The organism is Phycicoccus sp. (assembly GCF_035325325.1).
GTDB lineage: Bacteria > Actinomycetota > Actinomycetes > Actinomycetales > Dermatophilaceae > Phycicoccus.
The window spans coordinates 89,683-102,843 of the sequence record NZ_DAOLAC010000003.1; the positions used below are offsets into that span (position 1 = coordinate 89,683).

General features: G+C 71.0%; 7 protein-coding genes. 5 read left to right on the forward strand and 2 right to left on the reverse strand.

Going from position 1 to position 13,161, the window contains the following annotated elements:
• Window positions 1-22: 22 nt before the first annotated feature.
• Together PKA89_RS03410 and PKA89_RS03415 are read right to left on the reverse strand one after the other, a co-directional pair.
• Window positions 23-907 carry a fructose bisphosphate aldolase gene (locus PKA89_RS03410; protein ID WP_349255524.1) on the reverse strand — a complete coding sequence of 295 codons (885 nt, stop codon included), beginning with the start codon at window positions 905-907 and terminating at the stop codon, window positions 23-25.
• A 130-nt stretch (window positions 908-1,037) separates the two neighbouring features.
• The gene (locus tag PKA89_RS03415; protein WP_324416626.1) at window positions 1,038-1,721 is read right to left on the reverse strand and encodes a hypothetical protein; all 684 of its coding nucleotides are present in this window, start codon (window positions 1,719-1,721) and stop codon (window positions 1,038-1,040) included.
• 130 nt (window positions 1,722-1,851) lie between these two features.
• On the opposite strand from PKA89_RS03415, the gene PKA89_RS03420 reads away from it, so the two are divergent.
• The 5 genes from PKA89_RS03420 (at window position 1,852) to PKA89_RS03440 (ending at window position 13,151) form a co-directional block, all read left to right on the forward strand.
• Window positions 1,852-3,021, forward strand: a complete 1,170-nt coding sequence (locus tag PKA89_RS03420; protein WP_324416628.1) for a sensor histidine kinase — start codon at window positions 1,852-1,854, stop codon at window positions 3,019-3,021.
• Window positions 3,018-3,674 (forward strand): response regulator transcription factor, encoded by a 657-nt coding sequence (locus PKA89_RS03425; RefSeq protein WP_324416630.1) that lies wholly within the window; start codon window positions 3,018-3,020, stop codon window positions 3,672-3,674. The genes PKA89_RS03420 and PKA89_RS03425 overlap by 4 nt, the downstream gene beginning before the upstream one ends.
• A gap of 500 nt (window positions 3,675-4,174) precedes the next feature.
• Entirely contained in the window at window positions 4,175-10,369 is a 6,195-nt protein-coding gene (locus tag PKA89_RS03430) for an SdrD B-like domain-containing protein (RefSeq protein ID WP_324416632.1), read from the forward strand.
• Entirely contained in the window at window positions 10,366-11,811 is a 1,446-nt protein-coding gene (locus PKA89_RS03435; protein ID WP_324416634.1) for a multicopper oxidase domain-containing protein, read from the forward strand. The genes PKA89_RS03430 and PKA89_RS03435 overlap by 4 nt, the downstream gene beginning before the upstream one ends.
• Window positions 11,808-13,151 (forward strand): multicopper oxidase domain-containing protein, encoded by a 1,344-nt coding sequence (locus PKA89_RS03440; protein ID WP_324416637.1) that lies wholly within the window; start codon window positions 11,808-11,810, stop codon window positions 13,149-13,151. Before PKA89_RS03435 ends, PKA89_RS03440 begins: the two co-directional genes overlap by 4 nt.
• The last annotated feature ends 10 nt before the right edge of the window (window positions 13,152-13,161 follow it).

The following is a 13,161-nucleotide window of genomic DNA, read 5'->3' on the forward strand; positions in this document are numbered from 1 at the left end:
AATGTCCCTCCGTCGCAGCGGGTCAGGTCAGGGATGCCGCGTACACGGCGCCGATCGACGCGTCCAGGGCCGTGTCGAACTCCTCGTCGGTCATGTCGGCGCGCAGCCCCTCGGTGAGGGCCCGGGAGAAGCTCGCGACGACCCCGTGCTGGCGCTCCAGCCGAGCCACCGCCTCGATCCGCGCGTAGCCGCCCGAGAGCGCCGCCACGCGCAGCACGCGCGGGTGCTCGAGGAGGGGGACGTGCCCGTCGTCCAGCTCGGGAAGGGTGAGCTTGAGCACGACGGCACGGCCGGCGTCGAGTGCGTCGAGGTGACGCAGCAGCGCGTGCTGGAGGAGGTGCTCGGCGGCGGCCTTGTCGGGGGAGAGGATGTCGACCTCCGGCTCGACGATCGGCAGCATCCCCGCCTCGAGGACCGTCCGGGCCGCCCGGAACTGCTGCTCCACGACCGCCTCGATGCCGACGGGGTCGGCCCGCCGGACGAGCGAGCGCATCTTCGTGCCGAGGACGCCGTGCGTCTGGGCGCGGTCCAGGAGTGCGTCGAGGCCCGGCATCGGCCGCATGAGCCGGACCCCGTCCTCCTCGTCGGCGAGGCCCTGGTCGATCTTGACGAAGGGGACGACGCCCTTGTGCTGCCACAGGTACTCGGCGAAGCCGGTGCCGTCGACCGTGCGGTCCATCGTCTGCTCGAAGAGGATCGCGGCGATCACCCGGTCCCCACCGAAGGCGGGGCTGGTGACGATCCGCGTGCGCATGGCGTGCACGAGGTCGAACATCGTCGCCTCGTCACCCCAGGCGTCGTCGGGGACGCCGTAGCGGCGCAGCGCCGCCGGCGTGCTGCCGCCGCTCTGGTCGAGCGCGGCGAAGAACCCCCGGCCCCTGGCGACCTTCTCCCACATGTCCATCATCACCGTGGCGCCTCCTTCGCTCCCGGGACCGGTCACCATGCAACGCGACCGGGGGAGGCGGCGCCAGTGACAGGTGTCCCCGGGCTCCGGGCCGGCCGGGGCGAGGTCCCGGCCGGCCCGCCCCCTGCCCTCAGGCCGACGTCGGCTCCTTGTCCCGGTTCCGTGCTGCCAGGACGGCGTCCCGGGGCGGTGCCACCAGGGACTGCGCCGCGGGGAGGAGGGCGGCCATCATCGCCACCCCGCCGAGGACACCGATCCCGACTCCGCCCGCGCTGCCCGCGACGGCGAACACGACTGCGGCCACGGGGGCCCAGAGGGGGACCCGGCGGGCGCGCCGCAGCCCGAGGAGGAGGGCGACGACGCCGATCGTCATGCCACCGGCGAAGGCGATGACGATCGCGACGAGGAGCGGGTACGACTCCGAGGCGCCGTCGAGGGCGGAGATCGTCGAGGCGTCGGTCCCGGCGCGGTCGTACAGCGCGAACAGCGCGTAGTAGGCCACGGCGTGCCCGGTCGAGGCGACGAGCCCGAGGACGGTCAGGGCCCCGCCGACGCCGACCACCCGAGCCCCCCGTCCTCGGGTCGTCGCCACGAGGGCGCACACACCGGGGACGAGGAACACCGGCGCGAGGGCGCTGAGCAGACCGGCCACGAGCCACGTCACGGGGTGGTCGTGGACCGACGCGGTGAGCGCGGTGGGAGCGGGGCCGCTCGAGGAGTCGACCGAGCGACGCAGGACGTCGCCGAGCGAGAAGAGGAGTGAGCCGGCGAGCAGGCCGACGGCGGAGAACCGGAGGGGGATCGAGGTGGTCATGGCACCACCGTGGGTCGTGGACCGGTTCGACCGCTTCCTCCGGCGGCCCGAACCGGCTCCCCCGCCGGGAGGATCCCGCTCCTGCGCGCGGGTGACCCGCCGGGCCCCCGAACGGACCTACCCTCGACGCGTGCCCTCCACGCCGCGACCCCGGGCCGTCCTCGGCATCCCCCTGGTCGACGTCGTGCTCTCGGCGCTCGTGAGTGCGCTCTCGATCGGTGGGCTGCTCACCGGGGAGGTCGACGAGCGGCCGCTGGCGCTGACCCTGCCGGTCGCCCTCGTCCTCGGCGCGAGCATCCTCGCACGCACCCGGGCTCCCCTGCTCGGCGCCGGCGTCGCCACGGCCGCCAGTGTCGTTCAGGCGATCTGGGGGAACCAGGCTCCGGGCACCCTCATGTCGCTCGTGGTCGTGCTCGTGCTCGCGTACGGGGTGGGGGCCGGGTGCCGCGAGGGCGTCGCCGCGGCCGGGCTCGCGGTCATGCTGGCCGGGATGTTCCTCACCGAGTGGCTCGACGGCGGCTCGGACTACCCCTTCATCGCGGTCGAGCTGGGGGGCGCCTGGCTGCTCGGGTGCGCCGCGAGGTCCTGGCGATCCCGGGCGACCCGGGCCGAGGAGCACCAGCGCGACCTCGCCCGCCTGGCGGTGGCCGAGGAACGGGCCCGGATCGCCCGAGAGCTGCACGACGTGGTGGCCCACAGCCTCAGCGTCATCGCGGTCCAGGCCGATGCCGCCGAGGCGGCCCTCGCCCGCGACCCCACGCGCGCCGCGGATCCCCTGCGCGCGATCCGTGGCAGCGCCCGTGACGCACTGGTCGACATGCGTCAGCTCCTGCACGTCCTTCGCGCGGACGACGACGGTGACGCCGACGCCGCGGGCCACCCCCGGGCGCCGGCCCGCGGGCTCGCGGACCTGCCGTCCCTCGTCGCAGGACTGCGTCGGGCCGGGCTGCCGATCGACGCAGATCTGCGCGTCGGGGCCCTGCCGCTGCCGTCGGGCATCGAGCTGGCGGTCTATCGGATCGTCCAGGAGGCGCTGACCAACGTCCTCAAGCACGCCGGACCCGCGCCCACCCGGCTCGTCGTGCAGGGGACGGGCCAGGAGGTGGTCCTCGTCGTGCGCAACGGACCCGGGAGGGCGGCGCCGAGCGCTGACGTCGACGCGGGGGGCCGTTCGGGACACGGACTGGTCGGCGCGCGTGAGCGAGCCCTCGCGGCCGGAGGGACCCTGCGTTCGTGCCGCACGCAGGACGGCGGTTTCGAGCTGGTGGCGACGATCCCGGTCGGCGAGGAGGGCCGGTGACCCGGGTCCTGCTCTGTGACGACCAGGAGCTCGTCCGCGCCGGCTTCCGGCTCATCCTCGACCTCGAGGACGACCTGGAGGTCGTCGGTGAGGCGGCCGACGGGGTGGAGTGCCTGCGCCAGGTGGCCTCCCTGGCCCCCGACGTCGTCCTCATGGACATCCGGATGCCGAGGATGGACGGCGTCGAGGCGACGCGCCGCCTCGTCCGGGCGGGGTCGCCGGCGCGGGTGCTGGTGCTCACCACCTTCGACCTCGACCAGTACATCTACGACGCGATGCGTGAGGGGGTCAGCGGCTTCCTGCTCAAGGACGTGCCACGCGAGCAGCTCGTCTTCGCGGTGCGCATGGTGGCCCGCGGGGACGCGTTCGTCTCTCCCGCGGTGACCCGTCGCCTCGTCGAGCACTACGTCGGGTCGCCACCGCCGAGCACGGGCGTCCCGAGCGTCCTCGACCCGTTGAGCGACCGCGAGCTCGAGGTCTTCCGGTTCCTGGCCGACGGCTGCTCGAACCAGGAGATCGCCGAGGCGCTGGTGCTCGGCGAGACCACCGTCAAGACGCACGTCGGCAGCATCCTGGCCAAGCTTGGCCTGCGCGACCGCATCCAGGCGGTCGTGCTGGCCTACGAGTCGGGCTTCCGGCGACGCCGTGGGTGAGCGGCATCGGCGAGCCGCACCGACCGGGCGGGAGGGTCGGTCCGGGCCGGATCCGGGGGTCCCTGCGGGACACCCCCGGGGGTGTGTCGTGACCTTCCCCACACCGGGCGCATGGCTCGACCTGACTATTCGCTGACCTTCAGCGGTGGTCCTGGCCCGAGTGGGCCACGACGTTGCGCCGTGGCCTGGGCCCGGAAACCGGGTGTGGCGCAGCACTTTTCGATCACTGCGATGACCCTGTACACCCGTCGCCCGGCCTCGGCGGAGGCTGGTTCATGACAATTCGGTGACGACCGCCTGAGGGCCCGATAACGGCGTCCTGACCGAATCTTGACCATCCCCTGACCGGGCGTTCACGCCTGCGTGACAAAAGACCGCATTCACTCGGCGCCGGACCCCTGTCGGATGTCCCATGTTCCGCGTGAGCGCCGCAGGGAGGCGCTCCGACACAGCAGGGGTGAGTCGGTATGCAGGGAAACCATCACGTCCACTCGCAGGAGATGGACGCGACCACGCGTCGGACGGGTGCCGTCGGCGGCACCGGTCGCAGGGGTGCGGTGCGGTTCGGCCTGTCGCGGCCGAAGGCGCTCCTCCGGCGCGTGGTCACCCTCATCGGGTCGGCGGCGCTCGTGACGGGATCGGCCGTCGCGGTGCCGGTGCTCGTCGCGGCCCCCGCGCACGCGGCGACGACGAACACGGTCACCGTCGCGGTGACCAGCGCCGCGGACGGGCGCGCACCCGGCTCGACGGTGCACAAGGGGGACGCCGTCACCGACTTCCGCTACATGATCAACGTCGACAACGCCGGCAAGGGTGACCCCGTCGGCGCGCCCGTGCCGGGGTCCGGCTGCAACGCCGACGACCCGGGCTACCCGGCCAGCTGCGACTGGGCCTCGATCAAGGAGGTCACCGGCGCCCCGATCTGGACGCAGGGCACCGCCTCCGACTTCGCCGGCGGCGCGGGCCTCACCCTCCCGAACGGCCGCTACGTCATCAGCGTCCTCGCCGACGGCTACAAGATCGACGGCACCCACTTCACCGTCCCGATGGACGCCAGCAGCAGCACGGCGACGGCGACCGTCGGCGTCACCGTCCAGCCGGACCCGCTCGTCGACGCGACCCTGCGCGCCTTCATCTTCCAGGACGAGGCCTCGACCAACAGCGCCATCGACAACGGCGAGAACGGCCTGCCCGGGTTCCAGGGCCACATCAACGACATCCTCGGCGAGGTCACGACCGACGTCTACGGCAACCCGCTGTGCACCACCTACGTCGGCGAGAACCGGACCGGGCCCAACGCGGACTACTCGATCCCGTGGGCCGACCGGGACGCCGACGGCAACCCCGTCGTCGAGACGATCGGCGGCAAGTGCTTCAGCGACGCCACGGGCATGCTCGTCATCCCGCACCTCGGCACCAACCGCTACACCACGTGGATCAGCCCGCCCGACAACACCGACTGGATCCAGACGACGACCCTCGAGGGCAACCACGACTGGGACACCTGGCTGATGGAGGGTGCGACCGGCTACGACACCGAGTTCACGCTCGCCGGTGAGCCCGTTCCCACGCCGCAGTTCGGCTTCGTCTCACCGAAGAACCTCCTCGGGTCGACGGCCGCCGGGTCCATCACCGGCACGGTCGTCGCGGTCAAGCAGTACTACCCCCCCAGGGGCGGCAGCTTCAACCAGTACTGGGGCAGCATCGGCAGCAAGCTCGACAAGCCGATCTCCGACGGTGTGCTCTCGCTCAACGACCTCGACAGCGGGGACCGGGCGGTGTGGGTCGGCCGGTCCGCGGCCAACGGCACCTTCACCATCCCGCACGTCCCGGACGGCAACTACATGCTGACCTGGTGGGACGAGAAGCAGGACTACATCCTCCAGCTGACCAACGTCACCGTCGACAACGGCGAGACGGTCGACCTCAAGCAGCTGCCGCTCAACGGCTGGTGGACCCCGATCAGCGGGCACGTCTTCCTCGACGCCAACAAGAACGGCAAGCGCGACGCCGGTGAGCAGGGCGTGGCCCAGTTCCCGCTGACCATGCGCAAGAAGGACAACTCGCTGATGGACCGTGGCTCGACCACGGCGGGCACCGACAGCACCGGCTACTACGAGTTCCCCGCGAGCTACCCGCTGGCCGAGTGGATGGTCCTCGAGGCGTACTCGGACGGCTTCTACACGACCGGCGTCACCTACCAGGCCGACAACCAGCCGACGCCGACGACGGTCAAGGGGAGCGGTGTGGATGTCAGCGTCCTGCCGATCATCGGCCTCGGCGGCACCGTCGACTGGGGCGTCCAGAAGTACGACGCCACCGGCCGCAACGGTGGTCCGCGCAACGGCGGGATCGTCGGCTCGGTCTCCTACGACACGACCCGCAACGAGCTCGACCCGCAGTACGCGGCGACCGAGGACTGGCAGCCGGGCATCTCCGGCGTGCCGGTGCGGCTCTACGCGCCCGTCGACTGCGGCACGACCGCGGGCGCGCCGTGCGACCCGACCGACACCTACGAGCTCGCCACCGACGGCTCGTACAAGAAGGGCAAGCTGCTCAACTCCTACGTCTCGGAGAAGTGGAGCCGCCCGACGGGTTGCGTGGCCCGTGACGCCGACGGCGTGCCCTACGCGCACGGGACCGACGAGGACGTCCTCGTCCCGAACCAGAGCACGGACGGTGAGTGCCTCTCGGCCCTCGTCCAGGGCTTCCAGGTCGGGACGTACGCGACCGACCAGAACGACCCGGCCGCAGCCAACTTCGGTGCAGCCGTCGACGGCAACTACGGCTTCGGCGACGGCTGCACGGGCACGCTGAACGACAGCGACCCGGCAAACCCGACCTGCACCGGCGGCACCGGCTTCGAGGCCCTGGGCGCCGGCGACTACCTCGTCTCCGTCGACATCCCCAAGGACGCCCGCGGCAAGCCGATGTACGACGTGACCTCGGAGGAGGACATCAACATCGCCCGCGGCGACCAGATCGTCCCGCAGGTGCCGCCGCCGTCGTGCGCCGGTGCCCAGCACACCGTCGACGTCCAGGGTGTCGGCACGGACGGCTACGGCGCCACGACGCTCGCCAACGGGGTCCAGGTCCCGGCCTCGACCCCCGTCGACAACGCGCCGTTCGCGGACATGGGCGGCTCGCCCTACGAGGGCATGACCAAGCCCCGCTGCGACACCAAGCTGGTCACCCTCAACAACGGCAAGTCGATCGTGCCGATGTTCCACCTGTTCACCGACGTCCCGGTGCCGTCGCGCCTGCGCGGCCTCATCGTGGACGACCTCAACTACTCCACCGACAAGCGGACGACCCTCTTCGGTGACAAGGCCGGTCTGGCCAACGCCCCGGTCGGGCTGTACGACTTCGCCGGCGACCTCAAGTACACGGCGCACTCCGACTACAACGGGTTCTACGACGTGCTCATGCCGTCGACCGACCACATCAGCTGCCCGACACCCTCCGGTGTCTGCCAGGGGATGTACCGCTTCGTCGGCAACGACCCGGGCACCCCGGGCCACCTCAACGCCGACTACAACCCGCGGTTCCGCACCATCGCGACCGAGTTCGAGGCCACGCCGGGCGTCACCATCCCGACCGACCTCGCACCAACCCAGGTCGGCGTGAGCCTCGGCACGCCGGGCACGAGCCCGACGACGGTCCAGTGCTACGTCAACCCGGTTCGCCCGCAGGTGTTCTCGGTGGACAAGCCGGTCGTCCGATCGACCGACACCTCGGCGGCCTCGCGCCGGGTGACCATCACCGGACGCGGCTTCGGGGCGACGCAGGGCACCGGCAAGGTGGTCCTCGGGTCGACGAGCCTCCACGTCGTCTCGTGGAACGACACGCAGATCGTCGTCGACGTGCCGACCGCCGGCTACACCACCGGGCAGATCCCTGCCGGGCCGCTGCAGCTGTCGGTCACCGGAGGCAACGGCCTGGCCAGCGTCTCCGGCGTCACGATCCACGTCACCGGGGCCACGACCTCCTCGACGTCCTACGACCCCCGGATCCTCGAGGTCGGCCCCGGCCACGCGACGGCGCCGAAGTACGACCCGACCAGCACGGCCAGCCAGACGGGCACCGTCGGCGTCAGCCACGCCATCCAGAACGCCCTCGACGACGCCGTCACCGGCAACCAGGCCGGCAACACGGTCGTGGTCGTCTACCCGAACACGCCGACGGCCCTGAACCCCCGTGGCGCCTACTACGAGAACCTCGTGGTGACCGGACCGGTCAAGCTCCAGGGCGTCGGCTCCGGTGGGTTCCAGGGCACGGGCACCTCGAGCACGTGGGTCCCGGGCACGGTCGTCGACGGCAGCGCCTTCGGCGGTGACACCGACCTCGCGACCGACTGGTTCACCAAGGTCGGCGGGCTCACCTGGTCGGGCAACCAGACCGTCAGCGACGGCGCGGTCGTCTACCTGCTCGGCTCGTCAGGCAACGGCTCGAACGTCCGGCAGTACCCGCTGAACGCGACCTTCAAGCCGTCGATCGACGGGTTCGACCTCCGTGGCGGTGACCAGCAGGGCTTCCCGGGCAACATCAACGACCTCACCGGTCAGCCCACGGGTCTCCCGGCCAACATCGTCACCCAGGGCGGCGCGATCTTCGCCAACGCCTACGTCCGCGAGCTCCAGGTGACCAACAACGTCGTCGAGAACAACGGCGGCGGGTACGGCACCATCCGCATCGGGACCCCGGACCTCACCGGCGCCGACGAGAACCAGCACAACGAGCACGTGCGGATCGTCAACAACCGGATCGTCCAGAACGCGGGGACGAACTACGCCGGGGCCATCGGCCTCTTCGCGGGCTCCGACGGCTACGAGATCTCGGGCAACGACATCTGCGGCAACTTCTCGCTCGAGTACGGCGCGGGTGTCAGCCACCTCGGCTACAGCCCGGGCGGCAAGATCCACGACAACCGGATCACCCTCAACAACTCGAACGACGAGGGCGCCGGGATCATGGTCGCCGGTGCGCTGCCGGCCGACCCGACCACCCTGTCGCACGGTGCCGGCGCGGTCGACATCTACGCGAACGAGATCCAGGGCAACCTCGCCAACGACGACGGTGGTGCCATCCGGTTCCTCATGGCCGGCAACTACCCGATGAACGTGACGAACAACGTCATCACGAGCAACGTGTCCACCCACGAGGGTGCGGGCATCGCGATCGACGACGCCCCCGACGTCCGGATCGTCAACAACACGATCATGGACAACATCACGACGGCCACCGCGGTGACCTCCAACGGCCTGCCGGCCCCGTCCGGCATCGCCACCGGGATGAACAGCGACCAGCTGCAGGGCACGCTGCCGGACGGATCTCCGGCCTACAGCAAGCCGGTCCTGTTCAACAACATCCTGTGGAACAACATGGCCGGGACCCGCAACGGGGCGACGGTGAGCGGGATCGGGATCGGTGGCGCCGGGGACGTCGATGTGTGGGACCTCGGGTCGCTCGACCCGAGCGTGGACCTGGCGCCGACGAACTCGGTGATCCAGCAGCCGTCCTCGGCCGCGCGGACGTACGTCGACGACGCCACCAACAAGCACGCCGACCCCAAGATCGTCGCCTCCTGGCCGGTCTCGGTGAGCTTCGCCACCTGGCGCCAGAACCCGGCGTTCGTCGACGCCAACATCTCCGTCGTCGAGGTGCCCGCCGACCTCCAGGGTGACTACCACCTCAGCGGGTGCGGCACGACCGGGTCCCCGGCGTGCGACATCGGTGCGCTCTCGCGCGGTGGTGTCCCCGCCCCGACCGTGGACATCGACGGGGACACGCGTCCCGCCGGCGCCGGGTACGACGCCGGAGCCGACGAGTTCGGCAGCGCCGCCCCGCCACCGCCCCCGCCACCGCCGGCCGGTCCGACCTTCCAGTTCTCGACCACGGGTGGCTCGACGGGTACCGCCGGCGTCCCCGGGGTGAGTGGAGGAGCGGACCCCGCCGACGTCTACCAGCACGACGGAGCGACCGACACCTACTCGAGGAAGGTCGACCTGACCCTGCCCAACGGCGCCGACGTCGACGGCCTCTCGTGCGTCAGTGCCACGCAGTGCTACGTCTCCTTCTCGAACTCCTCCATGCAGCTGACGAACCGCCTCACCGTCCAGGACGAGGACGTCGCCTACTACAACAACGGCGCGTGGTCGCTGTGGTTCGACGGCAGCCGCCACGGGCTCGGCATCAGCAACGCCTTCGACATCCGAGGCATCACGGTCCGCAGTGGGATCCTCTACTTCTCGACCGCCGGCAACGTCACCCCCTTCGGGATCGCAGGCGCCGGCGACGACGCCGACGTCTACAGGTGGGACGGCACCCGGTTCACCCGGGTCTGGAACGCCGACTCCACCGCGCACGGTGTCCCGGCGGCCGCCCGGCTCGACGGGTCCGTCTGGGACCCGACGACGCCCGACCACGGGTGGTTCTCGTTCGACGCCGACACGACGCTCCCGGGTGTCGGGGCGGTGCAGGACGAGGACGTCGTCGAGTACAAGGACGGGGCGTGGTCGGTCTGGTTCGACGGCACGTCGCACGGCCTGACCGCGGACAACCTCGACATCGACGCCTTCTCGGTCCCGGGCACGACGGTGGCGGGTGCCGCCGCCGCCCCGGTCCGGGTCGCCGTCCGCATCAACCCCAGGCTCTTCCGCCGACTCGTCACGACCTTCAACAGGGGACTCCGATGACCGACCTCGACATGCCACGCCGCTCCTCCGTCCCGGTGGGCCCGGACACATCCGAGCCCACCCGGCGGGGCCTCAGCCGGCGTCGGGCGCTGGGCCTGACCGGGAGCGCCGCCCTCGTGGCCGGCGCGGCCACCTGGGCCGGCAAGGTCCTCCTGCCGGAGCAGGTGGCCGAGGCCGCCGGGGCACCTCCGGACCTCTACCTCGCAGGGACCGACGGCTGGATCCACCTGCCCGAGGACCCGGCCATCCCGCCGTTCCACCCGGACCCCATCGGCCGGGACATCGGTCCCGGGAAGACGACGTACATCTTCGGGTTCCGGAACGTCACCGGGATGTCGACGGCCCAGCGGCTGGCGCAGAAGTACCACGCGCAGCACTCGGCGCCGATGTTCTGGGTGGACGAGTACGACGGCAACCCTGCCAACGAGTTCCGGGTGCAGCTGACCAACCTCGGCCTCCAGCTGCGGCCCGACCTCTTCGACGCGCACACGCTGCACTGGCACGGCTTCCGCAACGTCATCCCGTTCTTCGACGGTGAGCCGAGCGGGTCGATCTCGGTGCGGGCCGGCGGCGAGTTCACCTACGTCTACCGGCCGCGCGACCCCGGCACCTACATGTTCCACTGCCACGTCGAGGACGTCGAGCACGTGCACATGGGCATGACCGGCATGGTCTTCGTCCGACCGAGGCAGAACGGGACGAGCAAGACCCACGACGGCCGCACCTACACGAAGTTCCTCTACAACGACGGCGACGGCAGCACCGGCTACGACCGCGAGTTCGCGATGTTCCTCTCCGAGGTGTGGGCCGAGGCGCACTGGGCCGACGCCCACATCCAGCTGCCCGAGTGGAGCGACTACCGGGCCGACTTCGCCCTCCTCAACGGGCGGGTCTACCCCGACACGCTCGAGGCGAACGGTCCCGGCGTCAACCCCTTCGACGTCGAGCCGGGGCGCACCTTCGCCGCGGACGGCAACCTCATCGCGCCGGCCGGCCGCGAGGACCTCAAGCACCAGCCGATCTCCTCGCTCGTCAACTGCGTCGCGGGCGAGCGGATCGCCCTGCGGTTCGCCAACCTCGGCTTCCGGGAGTCGGCGATGACGATCACCGGGATGCGGATGCGCGTCGTCGGACGCGACGCCACCCCGATGCGGGGCCGCACGAGCGCGACCACGGAGCACGACGGAGCGGACACCTCGTACGAGACCGACACGCTGAACATCGGCCCCGGCGAGAGCTACGACGTCCTCGTCACGGCCCCGCCGAAGACCGGCTCGGGTGCCTACGACACCTACTTCCTCTACAACCGCTCGTTCAGCCGCTCGGACAACCTCGCCGCCGGCGGGTTCGGCGGCCAGGCGACACAGATCCGGGTCTACGCGGCCGGAGCGGGTGCGCCCGCCCCGCAAGCGTTCCCGAACGACTGGGGGTTCTCGGCATGAACACCACGACGCGTCTCGCCCGCCGTGGCGTCCGGCGGGGTCTCGCCCTCGCCGTCGGGTCGCTGCTCGCCGTCGGCGCCGCGGCCTCCTCGGCCGTCACACCGGCCACCGCGGCGGCTCCGCCCCGCAACGGCATCGTCTGCACGAAGGGTGACGCCGGCGCCGCGCCGGGCCAGCCGGTCTTCAACCTCACGACGCGCACCGGCTACATCGACCTGCCGGACGGCAACACGTCGTTCATGTACGGCTACTCGAGCGGCTTCGACGCCTTCCAGCACCCCGGACCGGTGCTCTGCGTCAAGGAGAACGACACCGTCACGGTGATCCTCCACAACACCCTCGACGTGCCGGCCTCCATCGTCTTCCCGGGCCAGGACGAGGTGCTCGCCGACGGGGTGCCGTCCCAGCCGCAGATCGCGGGCAGCGGGTTCATGACGAGCCTCGCCCAGCCGGCCGCCGCCGGGACCGGCACCGTGACCTACAGCTTCAAGGCCACGCACGCCGGCACCTTCCTCTACGAGTCGGGGACCGACCCCGAGACGCAGGTGCGGATGGGGCTGTTCGGCGCACTCATCGTGCGACCGGCCGACAGTGACTCCCAGGCCTACGACGACGCGAGCACCGCGTTCGACCCGACCGAGGAGTTCATGGTCCTGCTCTCGGAGATCGACCCCTACCAGCACGCGGCGGTCGAGCAGCACAAGGCCTTCAACCTCAACAACTACAAGGCCAGGTACTGGCTGATCAACGGTCGCGGGTACCCGGACAGCATCGCCGACAACTTCGCCTCGTGGCTGCCCTCGCAGCCGTACGGCTCGCTGGCGACGGTCAAGCCCTACCAGCCGGACAGCACCAAGCCCGGCTACCACCCGCTCCCGGGGATGGCCCGCTACCTCAGTGTCGGCAGTGAGGACTACCCGTTCCACCCGCACGGCAACAACGGGCTCGTCGTCGGCCGTGACGGCCGGCAGTCCAAGGCGCTCAGCTCCGGTGGCGAGGACCTCTCGATGGAGAAGTTCGCGATCAACATCGGGCCGGGCCAGACCTGGGACGTCATCTTCAAGTGGTACGACGCCGAGGACTACAGCGTCGACAACCCGGTGACGGTCACCGTCCCGGACCTGGCCAACCAGGTCGTCGGCACCTTCTACAGCGGCAGCCCGTACCTCGGCAACACGCACGACCTGCCACCGGGGATCCAGACGCTCAACCAGTGCGGCGAGTTCTACATCATCTCGCACAACCACGCCCTCTTCCAGATCACCTCCTGGGGCGTGACGATGACCGGCCCGATCACGTACATGCGGATCGAGCCGCCCGAGCCCAACACCTGCCCGTGAGAGAGGGGAC